The sequence below is a fragment of the Herbaspirillum sp. C7C8 genome, from assembly GCF_022627875.1.
Taxonomy (GTDB): Bacteria; Pseudomonadota; Gammaproteobacteria; order Burkholderiales; family Burkholderiaceae_D; genus Herbaspirillum.
The window spans coordinates 210,579-227,179 of the sequence record NZ_JABXGG010000003.1 but is presented as its reverse complement, the minus strand read 5'-3'; the positions used below and the strand labels follow the sequence as shown (position 1 = coordinate 227,179).

The following is a 16,601-nucleotide window of genomic DNA, read 5'->3' as shown; positions in this document are numbered from 1 at the left end:
AAATCGCCCATCAGGGGCGATTTCTATTTCTCCACTTGTAGATGCACCGGGCACAGATGAAATCAATTTTCTAGCTGTCATTTTCAGCCACCTGGAATTATTCCTTCCTCTGCTTGCTCACCCGCTTTGGCTGTGACCGTACCCCAGAATTAGTAGCGGTCTAAAGTGGAAATTTCCGGCGCGTGGCGGCATTCGGACGAGAGTGGAAGGTGGGTCAAATGGAGAAGGTCAAATCTGCGGTTAAATCAACACTCGGATACCATGCTGCCAAATGATGGCCCATGAGCACCATCATTTTCTGCTCGCGAGCTGAATACATGTCGCCGTGGCGGCGCACTATCAACTCGGCGCCACGCATGGAGAAGTCACGCGAGATCTCCGAGTAGTTAGCTAAATATCTAACAGAAACTGTATTGGCTCTTCGAGGGAGGATGAGCCTAACTTCAGCAGGCCGCTAGTTTTCACACCCAAAAGTCGAATAGATTGATCGAGAACGATTCTCTTAAGGCAGTTACCGGCGGCTCGTCTAATCTCTAAAGCATCTGCGGTTGCTGCTTTAAGTGTGGTGTCTCGGGTCACAGTGGAAAAGTCTTTGAAGCGTAATTTGACGCCTATTTTCTTGCAGACATAGCCTTTACGCTGGAGATCTGCCGCAACTTGTTCACAAAGCCTTGTAAAAAATCGCCCTAGTTCGTTCTTATCACGGGATGGGTGTAGATCACGTTCGAATGTTGTCTCCCGGCTCATTGATACCGGCTCAGTCTCTGTGACAACTGGTCGATCATCGAGGCCATGGGCTACCCGATGTAGCCATGCGCCGTAGCTTCGGCCAAAATTCTCGAGGAGCCACTCTTCACGGCAAGCGGCCAGCTGACCAATTGTTTGTATATTTAATGAGTCAAGCTTTTCGGCCGATTTGGGGCCGATGCCGTTGATTTTCCTAACGGACATCGGCCAAATTCGATTGGGGATATCCGCCATCGTAATGATGGTAAATCCATTTGGCTTTTGAATATCGGAACAAAGTTTCGCGAGAAGTTTGTTCGGGGCGATTCCCACTGAGCATGTGAGTTGGGTCTTATCGAAGACCGATGCTCTAAACACATCAGCAATTTCCTCCGAACTCGCTTCAAGTGCGGAAATGTCCGAGTAGATTTCATCGATACCTACATCCTGGATGATGGGACTTATGGCTCTTATCGCATCTTTGAATTGTCGCGAATATTGCCGATAAAGATCAAAGTTGACAGGGAGCAAAATTGCCTCTGGAGCCAAGCGCGCAGCTTTCATTGTTGGCATACCAGAATGCACACCCAGTGCCCGTGCTTCATAAGTTGCAGTCGTTAGAACACCTCGTCCGACGTAATCCTTCAGTCGTGCGAATTCACGTGCACCATCTTCACGCAGTTTGGGAGCATGTGTTTGCCGGCCAGCCACAACCATTGGGAGACCACGTAGTTCTGGATAGCGAGAAAGTTCGCAGGACGCAAAAAAAGCATCCATATCGATATGAGCTATGCGCCGCGCAGTAGACATGATCTTCATTATTCCAATTGGTCGAAATGCAGTACAGAGTCACCTTTAAGAATCGGCGGTACACAAAATGTGATTCGTCATGGAAATGTATTTGCATTGCATTTCTATAGTGACAACATTTCAGGTGTTTAGTTTATGCTGGTAGCGTAAGTTAAATACCTTATTATTATTGTTACGCTGCTAGGATTACTTTACTTTGTAAAAGGCCAGCATTTTGTTAGGGGCCACACCGACGGAGCAGGTCAGGGCGGTAGCCGCATGCACCGCATCCTTGATCTGGCGCGCGACCTCATGCGCGGTATCGGGCCACGCAGAAAGATCGATGTAGATCTCATCGATGCCGCGATCCTCGATCAGCGGGGCGATGCTGCGCACCGCTTCCTTGAACAGGCGCGAATACTTGCGATAGGCCTCGAAGTCGGTCGGCAGCAGGATCGCGTCCGGTGCCAACTGGGCCGCCTTCATGATGCCCATGGCCGAGAACACGCCCAGCGCGCGCGCCTCATAGGTGGAGGTGGTGACCACCCCGCGCCCGGCGTAATCGCGCATGCGGAAATACTGGCGCGTGCCGTCGGGCAATTCCACCGGCCGCGTGGCCGAGCCGCCGCCGATGACCACGGCCTGGCCACGCAGGTCCGGATAGCGCAGCAGTTCCACCGAGGCATAGAAAGCATCCATGTCGAGGTGGGCGATGCGGCGTTCGTGGGCCATGGTGGTGCGGGCAGCGAAGAGAAAGCGTAAGCGTAAGCGGTGCGATCAGTAATGCGGCGGCTTCTCGTTGGCGGCCGCGCGGTCCTGGCTGGTGTCGGACAATTCCTTGAAGCGCTTGGCCAGGGCATGCAGCAGCATGTCCAGTTCCTCGATCTTCTTTTCCTGGCGATAGACGGTCTGGTTCAGTTCGTCCAGCAGGTGTTCCTGATGGGCAATCTTCATTTCCAGGTCGATGAGGCGGTCGTCTTGGGTCACTTGTGTTCTTCCTTGGAGGTGTTGCTCAGACTGGCGGCACGGTCGTCGCTGATGAGCCAGTGCAGGACACCAGCCGCCGCGGCGCGGCCGGTGGCAAAGCAGGCGGTGAGCAGGTAGCCGCCGGTGGGCGCTTCCCAGTCCAGCATCTCGCCGGCGCAGAATACGCCCGGCAGGGCGCGCAGCATCAGCGCATCATCGAGCGCCTCGAAGCTCACGCCCCCGGCGCTGCTGATGGCTTCGGCGATGGGGCGCGGGCGTAGCACCGTCAGCGGTAGAGCCTTGATGGTGCGCGCCAGCTTGCCCATGTCGGCGAAGTCGTCCTTGCTGACCAGCTCGCGCAACAGTCCGGCCTTCACGCCCTTGAGATGCAGGCGGCTTTGCAGGTGGCTGGAGAGCGAACGCGCACCGCGCGGGTGGGCCAGTTCGGCTTCCACTTTTTCCAGCGGCCAGTCGGGCAGCAGGTCCAGGTACAGGCGCGCCGAGCCTTCTGCGGTGATGGTGTCGCGCAAGGCCGAGGACATCGCGTAGACCAGGCTGCCTTCGATGCCGTCGGCGGTGATGATGAATTCGCCGCGGCGATTCTGCACGCCGCCGCTGGGCAGCGCCGTGCTGGCCACCACCGGCTTGACCGGTTCGCCCGCGAAGCGGCTGCGGAAATGTTCGCTCCAGTCCAGCTCGAAGCCGCAGTTGGACGGCAGCAGCGGGGCGACTTCCACCTGACGGGTTTGCAGCAGCGGCACCCAGCTGCCATCCGAGCCCAGGCGCGGCCAGCTGGCCCCGCCCAGTGCCAGCACCACGGCATCGGCCTGGACATCGGTGTGGCCATCAGGATGGGCAAAGCGCAATGCGCCGTCTTCCTGCCAGCCCAGCCAGCGATGGCGCATGTGGAAGCGCACGCCGGCCTCGCGCAGGCGATGCAGCCAGGCGCGCAAGAGCGGTGCGGCTTTCATCTCGCGCGGGAAGACGCGGCCGGAGCTGCCCACGAAGGTCTCTATGCCCAGGGCGTGTATCCATGCGCGCAACTGGTCGGCATCGAAGCGGCGCACGAAGGGCGCCACCTGTTCACGGCGATTGCCGTAGCGAGGCAGGAAGTCGGGTTGCGGTTCGGAGTGCGTGATGTTCATGCCGCCGCGTCCGGCCAGCAGGAATTTGCGACCGGCCGAGGGCATGGCGTCGTAGACGTCCACGGCGGCGCCTTGTGCGGCCAGGACTTCGGCGGCCATCAGGCCGGCCGGACCGGCGCCGATCACGGCCACGCGGCGACTGCCGGGAGCGAGTTGGGGAAGAGTGTGCATCGATGTCATGCGCGGCATGATACCGCCCGCTTGCCACTAGCGCACGTCATCCCTGCGTTCAGCGGCGATGCGGGGTGCTGTATTTGTTTTCCAGTCGCGCCACCACCAGTGCCAGGCAGATGGTCATGGAGAAATACAGGATGGAAATGGTGATGTACGGTTCCCAGTAACGGGCATAGGTGCCCGCCACCGTGCGCGCGGCATAGGCCAGTTCGGCCAGGCCGATGGCCGAGACCAGCGAGGAATCCTTGAGCAGCGTGATGGCTTCGTTGCCCAGCGGCGGCAGCATGCGGCGAAACGCCTGCGGCAGCACCACGTAGCGCATGGTCAGGCCATAGTTCATGCCCAGGCTGGCCGCAGCATAGGACTGGCCGCGCTCGATGGACTGGATGCCGGCGCGGAAGATCTCGGAGATGTAGGCGCCGGCATTGAGCGACAGCGCCACCGTGCCCGAGAGGAAGGCACCGTAGTCCTGCTTGATGGTGCGTGCCAGTTCCCCGGTGATGAGCAGGCCGTGTTCCTGTTGCACCAGCAGTGGCATCACCGCGAAGTGGATCAGCATGATCTGCACGAACAGCGGCGTGCCCCGGAAGAAGGCGACGTAGAAGCCGGCCAGCCAGCGCAGCACCTTCAGCGGCCACTTCCAGGGGCCGTGCGGCATCTCGGCCAGGCGCAGCATGCCCACCAGCAAGCCGATCACGGTACCGATCAGGATACTGATCAGCGACACCTGCAAGGTCATGAGAACGCCCTTGGCGAACAGCGGCGCGTAGCCTTGGATGATGCTCCAGCGGAAATCCATGTCGGACTCGATTGGTGATTGGAAAAATCAGTTTCTGGAAGGACAGGACGGCGGCAAACTGCCGCCGTCGCCGGGGAGGTGCTGCCGACAGTCTGCGGACGGCGCTTACTTGCCGAAGTAGTGTGCGCTGATGGCGGCGAAGCTGCCATCGGCCTTCATTTCGGCCAGGGCCTTGTTGATCTTGGCCAGCAGTTCCGGATCATCCTTGCGCACGGCGATGCCGTAGTCTTCCTTGGGGAAGCTTGGATCGGTGACGGTACGCAGCTTGCTGTTGGGGTTGTTGGCGATGTAGTTCTTGACCACCGGTTCATCGGCCACGACGGCATCGACGCCGCCGTTTTCCAGTTCCTTCAGGGCCAGCGGGGTGGAGTCGAAGCGCTTGATCTTGGCGCTGTTCTTGCCCAGCACCTGCTGCACCAGTTCGTCGCCGGAGGTGGCGCTCTGGGTGCCCACGGTCAGGGGCTTCAGGTCTTCCATCTTGCTGACCTTGGATTCTGCGGCCGGCAGGGCGATGGTCTGGGTGGCCACGAAGTAGGGATCGGAGAAGGCCACCGACTTCTTGCGTTCATCGGTGATGGTGATGGCCGAGATCAGCAGGTCGCGGTCACCTTGGGCGAGGAAATTGAAGAAGCCTTCGAAGGGCGTGGGCACGAACTTGACTTCGATGCCGATCTTCTTGGCCAGGGCCTTCATGACGTCGATGTCGAAGCCAACCACTTCCTTCTGTTCGTTTTCGGAGGAGAAGGGGGCGTAGGCCGATTCCACGCCGACCACGTAGACGCGGGCGGCAGCGGCTTGCGGTGCAGGGGCAGCGGCGCTCTTGTCTTCCTGCTTGCCGCAGGCGGCCAGGCCCAGCATGCCGACGAAGCCGGCGGTCAGCGCCAGCGTACGGGCGTGGCGGGAGAACATCTTGATCATTGCTTGATTTCCTTGTCTGGAATGGTTGGGGCAACAGGGGCAGGCGAGCGGGTAGCGCGGCGGGCGGTGTTGCTTGTGTGAAACTCGGGGATTTTTTTGCAGGCGGCATTGTAAACCGCCCGGGGGTGATGGCGGGCAATGGTGCGTCAAAAAGGGGGAGGAAATGGCGCAAAGCGTGGTGTCGGTGCAATTTTCAGGGCGGATATGCGCAAATGTTGCCCTGCTCCGGACAGGCGGCGCTGGCTGTCAGCCATAGGAGGCCGTGGCCAGACTGGAAATGAGGCTGCACCCGCAGGCAGCACGATGCCCTTGCAGGGCGACCATGCGATCACCGATCAGCCAGGTCGGCGCCCCCTCGATGATCGGATTGGTACCATGCCCTTCCTTGGGACAACTGACCAGGTCACCGACGCGGGCAATGCCGATGCCGTGGAGGGTGTGGGTGCGAGAGGCGGAGATCACTTTGCCGCCATGGGAAGTGGAGTCGCCGAGACGGATGATGGGTAGTGGCATGCGTGGCTTTCTTGAAGGAGGGGAACACGATCAGAATGCGCCGGGGCGTGTGCGTAGTGTGCGAATCACCTTGTCCCACAGGTGGATGGCTTCGGCTTCGCTCAGGCTGGGGGCAAGGATGGGCGGTGGATAGGCATGCTCGTTCGGGTCCTTGGGATCAGGTTCGGGTTTGCGTTTGCCGACATTCATTTCTACCTCGATCATCGGGTTGCTGATGCCTTTTCCGTGGCGCGCATCTTCGTAGAGGAAGCGGAGGGTGGGAATCTTGGTGTGTTCATCCGGGGTCATATAGAGCACTTCCTGTCCGGGCAGCTCGTGATAAAGCCTGCCGCTTCTGATGAGGCGACCGTCGCCCGTCTTCCAGATGGGCGCAAGGAACTTCATCCGGTCCAGCAGAGTGTCAGCATCGCGCGGACCGGATAAGGTCGCTAACGTGAAATACACATCGTCGACGTCCTTCAGATGATAGAAGAAGCGCAGACTTTCGTCGCTTGAAGCGGGGCCCGTGACAAAGCCGTTGAGGATGCAGGTGCCCTAGCCCGAGGGGATTTCGTCGCCACGGGGTTGGGTGCGATGGTAGACCTTGAGCAGGGCGGCCAGTTTTTCGGGGGTGGTGGTTGGTATTGGGCCGTTAGGATATTCTTCGTTTGAATAACTCATATCCCGGGCGGCGATGTGCATTTTGATTTGATATCCATCACGCCAATCCATGAGCTCAAGGATGCGGAACATATTGCTGAAATGATTCTCGGCACGATCAAAAATTACACCTCGTCCATTTGGGAGAGTGATGGTTTCCTTGAGCGTTGCGGTCTTTGGTTCGCGCAGAAGGATTCCCGACTCGAGCACCCTTTTTCTTGTGTTTAGCGCCAGGTGGAAATCTGCCTCTGAGAGTGCTTTGATATCGATGGTCACCCCATCGATATCTTGCCCTCCTTGGGTATTGAGGACGAAACTTTCTGGCAAGTCAATCAGATAGCGTCCAAAACATCTCGGAATCATTTTCTCCGTAATGGCATTCATCTTCTGTGTTTCCTTCGCATTGAGTTTCGGGATTCCGGATTGGCATGAAAAAAACGTAAACGCGATCAATGCGAGCAGCACGCCAGAGGAACCCAGATATTTATTCCGCATGAATTTATTCATTCGTAATCCAGAGATGTGCCTTTGATCGCCTGGGCGATCTGAACGATGGAGCGGAGAGTGAACTCCCTCGCCATGGCTGAATCTTTATAAGCCGGTTCATGGCCAACTGAAACCCGAAGCATTGATTTGATGCCGGTATGTTCTTTGGGCGCGATGCCAGAGCGATGGGGAACAGTTCCGTCACCCTCTTCGTCGGGCTCGCTGATCCGGAACACTTCATTAGGTACAGTTTGTCCTGCGCTCATTCCGGGATAGAGCGCGGTCCTTGTTTCCCCCAATTCACCGTAGAAGTGAGGTTTTGCATTGAATACGTCTTTCTCCGGTCGCGGGAGAGGTGGACGTCTGATTGACTGGAACGTTGTTCGCCAACATACCGTCCCATAAGCTTTAAACTCACGATCGCTACCGAAAAACGCGTAGGTGTTGTGATGATATTTTTCTTTAATCGCATGGTGAAAGTCTTTGATCTTTCCGTGAATGAGCGCCGAGAAACCAGCCCAGTCGGCATCGATTTCCCGCTGCTCCCTCGGAGGGCTCTTCGATGGGCGCGGATTGATCAGATAATCCTCGCACATGCTCCACCATCGTCCACGGACGGTGTAGATCTCGTTGTACGGGTCGTTATTGCGCGGCAGACTGATGACGGTGCTCCCATCATCAATCTTGAGCCAGCCATTTCCATATTCCGGCGTTGGCAGCAGCTGTAAAGGTCCCGGTGCGCTGGATAACACCGCAGTCATTTCTGCGGCATCTTCTCCCAATACCTTGTGCCTGCTGCGCAAAACTGTAAGCACCGGTGTACTCATACATCTCCAGCTGTGCGGGCAGCTGGCCGTATTCGGGCATCACCTGTTCTTCGGCCTCCTTCTGCATGCGAGGCGATTTGTAGTCGTCGCTGCGGCCCCGCCATGTCTTGGAGGAAAGCGTGCGGCTGGCGCTCCAATGGAGGATCTTGTCCAGCTCATCGCGGGGGGCTGCACCGTGGAAGGCGATGCCTTGCTGGGGCAAGCCGGGCAGGCTCCACGTATTGTCGGTGATGACCAGGACGTGGCCGTTGCCATCTTCCCGCTGTTCGTGATGGGCGAACCAGCCTTCTTCTTCCATCAGGCGCTGGACGAAATGCCAGTCGGTTTCGTACTGGGTGCAATAGGATCGCGGGACATAAGTTCGTTCAAGTGCGAAACGGTAATGGCCACGTGCTTGCGGATGGTTGTTGAAGACGTCGGCGAGAATGTCCTCGGTCCTCTTGTCCTGCCAGATTCGGGCATCCTTGCGAAAGCGCAGGAAATGCAGCCACGAAGAGAACGAGAGCTGGCAGAAATCGAGTCCGCCGTCACTGCCCAGGCGCTTTGCAGTATGCACGTAGCCATGCCAGGGCAGGATCTCGCCCTCATGCTGCCGGATCCACAGCGTGACTGGCTGCGCAATCAACTGTTCCAGCGCAATGCCGGTATGCGTGCTCAGCAGATCGATGGTAACTTCGTAGCCTTCATTGAGTCGCTCGGTGGCGATCAGCCTTTGTGGCAAGAGGACGTCTGGCCCGAGTGGCGAGTCCAGTTGGAGCAGCCGGCGATGCTGCGTGAGATGCTGCGTGATGCGCGCTTGGGAGCGTGATGAATGATTCGGCGAGGGGGAGGGCATGCGATGCGGCTTCCAGAGAGAATTCGCGCATTCCGAAACATGCCAGTGAACAAACAGGAGAAAATCGCAGTACCTCTTGCGAAGTGAGCACACGCTCTGCTTGAATGAGGAAGTTCCGGATGCGGCCTATGCCCATGGACTCATCGATGCAGCAGAGGCCCCGAGCGACGAAGGCGACAGTCTCCGTTGCACGAGGTACTTTCTCAATGGAAGTAATTCGATTTTTTCGCCAAATCATTTTGGCAGTTTTGATTGGCAGTCAATCCGTTGTGAAGCAATGACTGTCAAGCGGATGGATGCAGCGGGATAAGGGAACCGGCCCTGTCAGTCCCCGATACGGCAGGTACTAACCTTGTTCCGGCGTATTGCGCGGCTTCTGCAACAAGGCCTTCAAATTGGCCAGCCGCGCCTGCGGCGTGATCTTCTCGCTCTCCTGCGGCACCGCTTCGCCTTCGTCCAGGCGCATCTCCTTGACGAAGCGCGAGATCTGGCAATCGATCACTTCCTTGGCGCGCTTGCGGCGCTTGCACCAGGACACGTGCAGCGAGCGCTGCGCGCGCGTGATGCCCACGTACATCAGACGACGCTCCTCTTCCACGCGCGCAGCGGCTTGTTCCGGTGGGGTATCCGGATCGCCCTTGTGCGGCAGGATGCCTTCCTCCACACCGACCAGGAACACGTGCGGAAACTCCAGTCCCTTGGAGGCATGCAGGGTCGACATGCGCACCGCATCCTGCTCTTCGTCGCGCCCTTCGAGCATGCTCATGAGCGCCACCATCTGGGTGATTTCCAGCAGGTTCTTCTCTTCGCCCTCGCCATCACGTCCACCGCAGGCGCGTTCCTTGAGCCAGTTGATGAAGTCGACCACGTTCTGCCAGCGCGCCTGCGCAGCGCGCTCCTCGAAGCTGTCGTAGAGGTAGAACTCGTAGTTGATGGCCTCCATCATGTCGTCCAGCACCTTGCCGGCCTCGGCGCCGCTGCCGGAGGGGCCGGGGCGGGTGGCGCGGGATTCCAGCGCATTGATGAAGTCGCAGAACTTGCGCAGCGGCAGCAGCTGGCGGTCGGTCAGCTTGTCTTCCAGTCCCCCCTTGTAGACCGCTTCGAACAAGGAACACTGCCACTGTCCGGCCAGCGTACCCAGCACTTCCAGCGTGGCCTGGCCCACGCCTCGGCGCGGCGTCGTGACGGCGCGGATGAAGGCCGGGTCATCATCCTGGTTGGCGATCAGACGCAGGTAGGCAATGATGTCCTTGATCTCGGCGCGGTCGAAGTAACTCTGGCCGCCCGACATCACGTACGGAATGCGTTCGCGCCGCAGCGATTTTTCCAGGATGCGCGCCTGGTGGTTGCCGCGATACAGGATGGCGTAATCGGCAAACTTGGCGCGCCGCTCGAAGCGATGCGCCGAGAGCGTGATGGCGATCTGGTCGGCTTCGGCTTCTTCATCATCCATCGCCATGACCGTGATCGGGTCGCCCAGCCCGTGCTCGGACCACAGGGTCTTGTCGAACAGCTTGGGATTGTTGGAGATCACCGCGTTGGCCGCCTGCAGGATGCGCGTGCTCGAACGATAGTTCTGCTCCAGCTTGATCAGGTGCAGGTTGGGAAAATCCACGCCCAGCAGTTTCAGGTTCTCGATGGTCGCGCCGCGCCAGGCATAGATGGCCTGGTCATCGTCGCCCACGGCGGTAAACATCGGCTTCTTGCCCACGCCGGTCACCAGCAGCTTGACCAGTTCGTACTGGCAGGTGTTGGTGTCCTGGTACTCATCGATCAACAGATAGCGCAGCTTGCGCTGCCAGCGGTCGCGCACTTCCTCGTTGCTGCGGAAGAGCTCCACCGGCAGACGGATCAGATCATCGAAATCGACCGCCTGGTAAGCCTTCAACGTGGCCACGTAGCTGCGGTAGATGCGCGCGGCCTGGGCTTCGTCTTCGGTGCGGGCATTCTTCTCGGCCAGGTCGGGGTCGATCAGGCCGTTCTTCCACAAGGAGATGGCATTCTGGATGCCACGGATGATGGCCTTGTCGGTAGTGACCGCCAGTTCTTGCACCAGGGAAAAACAATCGTCGCTGTCCATGATTGAAAAGCGATCCTTCAGCCCCAGATGCTTGGACTCCTGCCGCAGGATCTTCACGCCCAGGGAGTGAAAGGTCGACACCGTGAGGTGCTTGGCCTGCTTGGGATCCTTGAGCAGTTTGGCAATGCGCTCCTGCATTTCCAGCGCGGCCTTGTTGGTGAAGGTGAGCGCGGCGATGTTGCGCGATTCGTAGCCACAGTTTTCGATCAGGTGGGCGATCTTCTGCGTGATCACGCGGGTCTTGCCGGAACCTGCGCCGGCCAGCACCAGGCAAGGCCCGGCCATGTAGTGGACGGCTTCGCTTTGCGGCTTGTTCAGGCCGAAGGAGGGGGCGGACATACGGAGGCGATCGGCGTGGGCAGGAGAAGAAACGAGGCGCCATTGTAGCAGCCCGCCCGAGCCACCCGGCGGTGCCTGTGGGACAATGCCCGCATTGCCGGTGGCAACAACATCACGAGAGCAACCATGAAATTCAACCATCTCATCCAGATCAACGATCCGCTCAATGCGCTCATCGATCCTCTGAGCCGCGAGCAGCTCTGGCGCGGCCTGGTCCTGCGCGCAGAGTCCCCGCGCCTGTTCATGCCGCACCTGGACGACTGCCGCCTCTCCGAGAAGAGCCTGGACAGCGTGCGCCGCGAGCTGCGTTATGGCGAACTGGTCATCATCGACAAGGTCACCTACCTGCCGCAGATCCAGGTGCTCTATGAAGTGCCCGCGCAGGGCGAGATTGCGGCCTCGCGCATGAGCATGACCATCGAGGAACCGCAGACCGATGTACTCTTCGTGCGCTTCGAATATGACGATGGCAAGCCCGAGGATGTGACCGGCGAAGAAGCCTTCTACGACAACTTCCGTCGCTCGGCCTACCAGGAAGCCGATATCGATACGGTGCGCATCATCCGCGAGCTGACCCAGCGCGGCGAGCTGCATTGAAGAAACTGAACGAATTGCTTGCTTGCGTCAGGTTTCCTGAAGCCACAAAAAAGAGGCGCGATCCGCAAGGACCGCGCCTTTTTCTTCGGTGTCGGTATCGGGGCTTCAGGTTCAGGCCAGCAGGCGTCCCAGTGCACCATTGACCAGGGCCCCACCGATGATCAGCCAGGCGAACAGGATCGCACCCAGGATCATCGGCTTCATGCCGGCACTGCGCAGTGCCGAGAGGTGGGTGGACAGTCCCAGGGCCGCCATGGCCATGGCCAGCATCAGCGTATCGGCTTGCAGCACCAACTGGTTGACCTGGGCCGGCAGCGGGAAGAAGGAGTTCAATACCACCACACCGATGAAGGCAAAGGCGAACCACGGAATGGACAGCTTGCGGTGCTGATGCTGGTGACCGGAAAGGGACGGTGCCGCCTTCATCGACAGCATCAGCAGGAAGGGCGCCAGCATCATCACGCGGACCATCTTGGTGATGACGGCCACGTCGGCCGTGTGCTGGTCGATGGAGCGGGCCGCAGCCAGCACCTGTGCCACTTCATGGACGGTGGAACCGATGTAGACGCCGAAGTCCGGCAGCCGCAATCCCCACATCGCTTCGCCCTGCAGCGTGTAGAGCAGCGGATACAGGAAGATCGCCAGTGACCCGAAGATGACCACGGTCGAGACCGCCACCGTGACCTGCTCGCTGCGTGCGCGCAGTACCGGCTCGGTGGCCATGACGGCGGCGGCACCGCAGATGGAGCTGCCGGCACCGATGAGCAGCGCGGCTTCGCGATCCAGCTTCAACAGCTTGGTGCCGACCAGCCAGGCCAGACCGAAGGTGGACAGCAGCATGACGGCGTCGATCGCCACACCGGCCAGTCCCACGTGGGCGATGTCCTGGAAGGTCAGGCGAAAGCCGTAGAGGATGATGCCGGCGCGCAACAGGGTCTGCTTGGAGAAGCGCACGCCCTCGCCGCAGTATGCACCCAGGCGTGGATAGACGGTGTTGCCGATCACGATGCCCAGCACGATGGCCACCGTCAGCGCCGAGAAGCCGTGGCTCTGCAGCCAGCCGATGTCGCCCAGGCGCATGGCGGCCCAGGCCACGGCGCCCGAAAGCGCCAGCCCGGCGGCGGCGGGATGCAGGGGGGATGTCTGGATGGCGGTACGCATGAGGCTCTCCAAAAAGGTCGTTGCTGTCGATGGAGTGCACTGTACGCGTCGTGCAATTAAAAGAAAAACGAGTTATTTTGCTAATATCTACCTGTTCAATGGGTTGATGGCGGGCCGGCCTCTGCGCGCTCCCGGCCGTCGGGAATCATGAAAGGAGTCATCGATGCGGATCACCTTGCGGCAATTGCAGATTTTCCTGGCCGTGGCCCAGTCCGGTTCGACCACGGCGGCGGCCGGGCTGGTGGCGCTGTCGCAGTCGGCCGCCAGTGCGGCATTGAACGAGCTGGAGAGTCTGCTGGGCGTGCAGCTCTTTGATCGCGTCGGCAAGCGGCTGGTGTTGAACGACAGTGGCCGTCAGTTGCTGCCCCAGGCGCGCCACATGCTGGACGCGGCACAGACCATCGAGCGTCAGTTCAGCGATCCGGCGGCCGGCAGCGATCTGCATCTGGGGGCCTCCACGACCATCGGCAGCTATCTGCTGCCGGCCATGATCGCCGCCTACCGGCGCGTGCATGCCGGTGCGCGGGTGCGGGCGCTGGTGGCCAATACGGCCGATATCGTGGCGGCGGTGGTCAATTTCGAGGTGGATGCGGGATTGATCGAAGGCCCCTGCCACGCCGATGATGTGCAGGTGGAGCCGTGGATGACCGATGAACTGATCGTGGTCGCCGCCCCCAGGCATCCCCTTGTCCGCGCGCGCCGCAAGATCACCTTGAAGATGCTGCGCCAGGCCGACTGGCTGCTGCGCGAGGCCGGGTCCGGCACGCGCGAGGCGGTCGAGCATGCGCTCATTCCCTACCTGCATTACCTGCCCTCGTCGTTCGAGTTCGGCAATTCGGAAGCCATCAAGCGCGCCACCGCCGAAGGGCTGGGCATCAGCTGCCTGTCACGCTCGGTGGTGGAAGACCTGATCGAATCGAGGAAGCTGGTCGAACTGGACACGCCCCTGCCGACCTTGCGCCGGCATTTCTACATGGTGGTCAGCCGTCACCGGGCGCCGTCGCCCAGCCTGACGGCGCTGCTGTCGTTCTGCCGCGACTGGGCGCAGCGGCAGGCGCCGCGCTGAAGGGCGGAACCTGCTCACTACCGGGATCAGATCGGTTCGAACACGCCGGCGCTGCGGTTCTTGGCGACCTTGTTCCAGGCGAAGATGCGGCCATTCATCGCCACATACACGCCCGGAGGCAGCACCTGGGCCACGCCGCAGGCAAAGCCGAAGTTGAAGAAGGCGTCGGAGTTGGCGATCTCGTAGGGGATCATGGCGCCGGTCAGCACCACGGTCTTGTCGGTCAGCGCCGGGCCCAGCACCTGGGCGGTCTGCTGCATGGTGTCAGTGCCGTGGATGATGACGATGGCCTGCTGTGTCGAGGCCTGGCAGGCTTGCAGCACGCGCTGGCGGTCGCCGTCCTGCATCTCCAGCGAATCCAGCAGGCGCAGGGTTTCCAGGGAGACGTCGGTGGTGATGCGGGCACGGGCGATGACGTCCGGCAAATGGCTTTCACTGAAGCCAAGCTGGCCGGCGATTTCGTCGTAGTGCTTGTCGAAGGTGCCGCCGGTGGCGATGATGCGCAGGCTCATGGGTTCCTATCTTCCAACTGGTCAAAAATGTTCACATCGCGGGATAAGCAAGATGCGCTCCCGGACGCCGCGTGCCAGCCGCTTCGCCCCGGATAGCCGCCGCAATGGCCGCTGGCAGGCGCTATCTTACACGCAGGAAGCTTCATTTATGCTGGGAGACAGGTCGGCCCGGAGCGATTTTCTCAGGACATTTATAATGGACCGGATATGAAACCTCTGGCACCCGGCACCGTCATCTTCCACCGCCATCGCGGCTATGGCGTGATCGTGCTCGTCAACCTGATGACGGGCTGGATTTCTGCGCGCTTCGGCAGCGAGGTGCGTACGCTCGATCTGAACCTGTCCTCGGACGAAGTGCAGCACGCCGATGGCACGCCCATCCTGTTCCGTCGCGCCCCGCCGGACCGCATGCCGCATGCGCGCCTGATGGCCATGGTGCGCGAGCTGCATCGTGCCGGTTACCAGCGCCTGTATCTGTACAGCTGGCCCAAGCCGTCCGGACTGCACTGGCGCTGGCATCTCTTCAGCGGCCCGCGCAACTGGATCGAACGGCCCTGGCGCGAGGGCTGGTATGGCTCGGGGGCCGATTACAACTTCAATCCGGTGATGGGCTGGGGAGATGGGCCCTCCTCGTCACCCGAGGAACTGGCACGCCTGCTGGCTCAGTTCGACCCGCAAGGACTGGCCCAGGCGCTGGGCGAGGACGAGGCCCACGCCAGCTGGTTCGAACTGGTCTGCGCCACGCTCCTGCCGGATTACGCCTTCAGCCTCGGCTGGCACAGCAACGGCAGCATCCCGGAACACCTGCCGGTGATCCCGATCCGGCGCAATGTTCCCGAATACGCCGGTCCGCCGCTACCCTGGCCGCCGGGTTGGCGGCACCTGTGGAAGCGCGCCGGACCGATGCCCCAGCTGACCTATGACCCGCCGGTCAAAACCATTCACCGCATCACCCCAGAGCCTCAGGATTGAGGACGTTCCTGGGCGACCCGGCGGCGTAGTCGACGATGTTCTGGAAGGCCGCGCGGAAATAAAGTTCATATCCGTCTTTTTCCACATAGCCCAGGTGCGGGGCGGCCACCACGTTGTCCATCTTCAGCAGCGCTGAATCCACCGGCAGCGGTTCGCGCTCGAAGACATCGAGCGCGGCCAGCCCGGGGCGGCCGGCTTGCAGGGCCGCTTCCAGCGCATCGGCCTCGACCAGTTCGGCACGGCTGGTGTTGACGAAGCAGGCGGTCGGCTTCATGCGGGCCAGGTCGCTGGCCTTGACGATGCCGCGTGTGGCGTCGTTCAAGCGCAGGTGCAGGCTCAGCACGTCAGCCTGGGCGAAGAAATCCTCCTTGCTGGCGGCGGTCTGCAGGCCATCCTTGATGGCTTGTTCGCGGCTGGCCTCGCGTCCCCACACCACCACCTGCATGCCGAAGGCGCGGCCATAGCCGGCCACCAGGCGTCCGATCTTGCCGTAGCCCCAGATGCCCAGGGTGCGCCCCTTCAGGGCGGTACCGATCAGGTTGTGATGCGGCGTCGGCGAGACCTGTTGCCAGGCTCCTGCACGCAGGGCGCTGCAGTATTGCGGCACGCGGCGCATGGCGGCCATGATGAGGGCCCAGGTCAATTCGGCCGGTGCGGTGGGGTCGCCCACCCCTTCGACGATGGCGATGCCGCGCTCGGTGGCGGCGGCCACGTCGACATGGCCGCTGACCTTGCCGGTCTGGGAAATCAGTTTGAGCAGGGGGAGCTTTTCCAGCAGGGGTTGGGTGAGGGCGGTGCGTTCGCGGATCAGCACCACGGCGTCAAACGGTGCCAGCCGCGCGGCCAGTTGCCCGATGCCGCGCACGGTGTTGGTGAAGACCTTGACGTCGTGGCCGTCGAGCAGGCCAAAGCAATCGAGGTGGCGCACGGCATCCTGGTAGTCGTCGAGGATGGCGATTTTCATGGGAAGTCTCCTGGCACTCTTGAGGGGCGGTCGTCGGCCACGGGTGTGGCTGGCGTGGGCGTCCATCATAAAGCGATTGCCGAGATTCGGCAC

18 protein-coding genes and 1 pseudogene are annotated in these 16,601 nt (G+C 60.7%); 3 read left to right on the top strand and 16 right to left on the bottom strand.

Features of this window, described 5'->3' with window-relative positions:
• Nucleotides 1-214 precede the first annotated feature (214 nt).
• The 13 genes and pseudogenes from HWE01_RS05635 to HWE01_RS05575 all read right to left on the bottom strand — a co-directional run bounded on the left by HWE01_RS05635 (nt 215) and on the right by HWE01_RS05575 (nt 11,236).
• Nucleotides 215-358: a hypothetical protein gene (locus HWE01_RS05635; protein ID WP_241821277.1), complete on the bottom strand. Its 144-nt coding sequence runs from the start codon at nt 356-358 to the stop codon at nt 215-217.
• Nucleotides 359-390: 32 nt separating this feature from the next.
• Nucleotides 391-1,536, bottom strand: coding sequence for a DNA polymerase IV (gene dinB / locus HWE01_RS05630; RefSeq protein WP_241821354.1), 1,146 nt, complete (start codon nt 1,534-1,536; stop codon nt 391-393).
• A gap of 204 nt (nt 1,537-1,740) precedes the next feature.
• A pseudogene (locus HWE01_RS05625) lies at nt 1,741-2,247 on the bottom strand (DNA polymerase Y family protein); the annotation flags it as partial.
• A gap of 45 nt (nt 2,248-2,292) precedes the next feature.
• Complete coding sequence (locus HWE01_RS05620; RefSeq protein WP_008332911.1) at nt 2,293-2,502, bottom strand: SlyX family protein; 210 nt, start codon at nt 2,500-2,502, stop codon at nt 2,293-2,295.
• Entirely contained in the window at nt 2,499-3,797 is a 1,299-nt protein-coding gene (locus tag HWE01_RS05615; RefSeq protein WP_241821276.1) for a TIGR03862 family flavoprotein, read from the bottom strand. Before HWE01_RS05615 ends, HWE01_RS05620 begins: the two co-directional genes overlap by 4 nt.
• Before the next feature lie 58 nt (nt 3,798-3,855).
• A complete protein-coding gene (locus tag HWE01_RS05610) occupies nt 3,856-4,599 on the bottom strand; it encodes an amino acid ABC transporter permease (RefSeq protein ID WP_008332909.1) in 744 nt (247 codons plus the stop codon).
• Nucleotides 4,600-4,704: 105 nt separating this feature from the next.
• Complete coding sequence (locus HWE01_RS05605; RefSeq protein WP_175345117.1) at nt 4,705-5,517, bottom strand: basic amino acid ABC transporter substrate-binding protein; 813 nt, start codon at nt 5,515-5,517, stop codon at nt 4,705-4,707.
• Nucleotides 5,518-5,763: 246 nt separating this feature from the next.
• Complete coding sequence (locus HWE01_RS05600) at nt 5,764-6,030, bottom strand: PAAR domain-containing protein (RefSeq protein WP_241821275.1); 267 nt, start codon at nt 6,028-6,030, stop codon at nt 5,764-5,766.
• 30 nt (nt 6,031-6,060) lie between these two features.
• Nucleotides 6,061-6,555, bottom strand: a complete 495-nt coding sequence (locus HWE01_RS05595) for a T6SS immunity protein Tli4 family protein (protein WP_349640993.1) — start codon at nt 6,553-6,555, stop codon at nt 6,061-6,063.
• Between the two features lie 9 nt (nt 6,556-6,564).
• Nucleotides 6,565-7,176 (bottom strand): Tli4 family immunity protein, encoded by a 612-nt coding sequence (locus tag HWE01_RS05590; RefSeq protein WP_241821274.1) that lies wholly within the window; start codon nt 7,174-7,176, stop codon nt 6,565-6,567.
• Nucleotides 7,173-7,916: a hypothetical protein gene (locus HWE01_RS05585; RefSeq protein WP_241821273.1), complete on the bottom strand. Its 744-nt coding sequence runs from the start codon at nt 7,914-7,916 to the stop codon at nt 7,173-7,175. Before HWE01_RS05585 ends, HWE01_RS05590 begins: the two co-directional genes overlap by 4 nt.
• Nucleotides 7,834-8,817: a type VI secretion system Vgr family protein gene (locus HWE01_RS05580; RefSeq protein WP_241821272.1), complete on the bottom strand. Its 984-nt coding sequence runs from the start codon at nt 8,815-8,817 to the stop codon at nt 7,834-7,836. The genes HWE01_RS05585 and HWE01_RS05580 overlap by 83 nt, the downstream gene beginning before the upstream one ends.
• Before the next feature lie 346 nt (nt 8,818-9,163).
• Nucleotides 9,164-11,236, bottom strand: coding sequence for a UvrD-helicase domain-containing protein (locus tag HWE01_RS05575; RefSeq protein ID WP_008332897.1), 2,073 nt, complete (start codon nt 11,234-11,236; stop codon nt 9,164-9,166).
• Between the two features lie 126 nt (nt 11,237-11,362).
• On the opposite strand from HWE01_RS05575, the gene HWE01_RS05570 reads away from it, so the two are divergent.
• A complete protein-coding gene (locus HWE01_RS05570; protein WP_175345095.1) occupies nt 11,363-11,833 on the top strand; it encodes an SRPBCC family protein in 471 nt (156 codons plus the stop codon).
• A 111-nt stretch (nt 11,834-11,944) separates the two neighbouring features.
• On the opposite strand, the gene HWE01_RS05565 is transcribed toward HWE01_RS05570, so the two are convergent.
• A complete protein-coding gene (locus HWE01_RS05565) occupies nt 11,945-12,994 on the bottom strand; it encodes a YeiH family protein (RefSeq protein WP_241821271.1) in 1,050 nt (349 codons plus the stop codon).
• 163 nt (nt 12,995-13,157) lie between these two features.
• Between HWE01_RS05565 and HWE01_RS05560 the strand changes: the two genes are divergently transcribed.
• Nucleotides 13,158-14,060, top strand: a complete 903-nt coding sequence (locus tag HWE01_RS05560; protein ID WP_008332894.1) for a LysR family transcriptional regulator — start codon at nt 13,158-13,160, stop codon at nt 14,058-14,060.
• Nucleotides 14,061-14,086: 26 nt separating this feature from the next.
• On the opposite strand, the gene HWE01_RS05555 is transcribed toward HWE01_RS05560, so the two are convergent.
• Nucleotides 14,087-14,572 (bottom strand): asparaginase domain-containing protein, encoded by a 486-nt coding sequence (locus HWE01_RS05555; RefSeq protein ID WP_008332892.1) that lies wholly within the window; start codon nt 14,570-14,572, stop codon nt 14,087-14,089.
• Between the two features lie 207 nt (nt 14,573-14,779).
• Between HWE01_RS05555 and HWE01_RS05550 the strand changes: the two genes are divergently transcribed.
• Complete coding sequence (locus HWE01_RS05550; protein ID WP_241821270.1) at nt 14,780-15,544, top strand: L-asparaginase; 765 nt, start codon at nt 14,780-14,782, stop codon at nt 15,542-15,544.
• Here HWE01_RS05550 and HWE01_RS05545 read toward each other — a convergent pair.
• Complete coding sequence (locus HWE01_RS05545; protein WP_241821269.1) at nt 15,522-16,508, bottom strand: D-2-hydroxyacid dehydrogenase family protein; 987 nt, start codon at nt 16,506-16,508, stop codon at nt 15,522-15,524. The two genes, HWE01_RS05550 and HWE01_RS05545, sit on opposite strands and share 23 nt — an antisense overlap.
• Nucleotides 16,509-16,601: the final 93 nt, after the last annotated feature.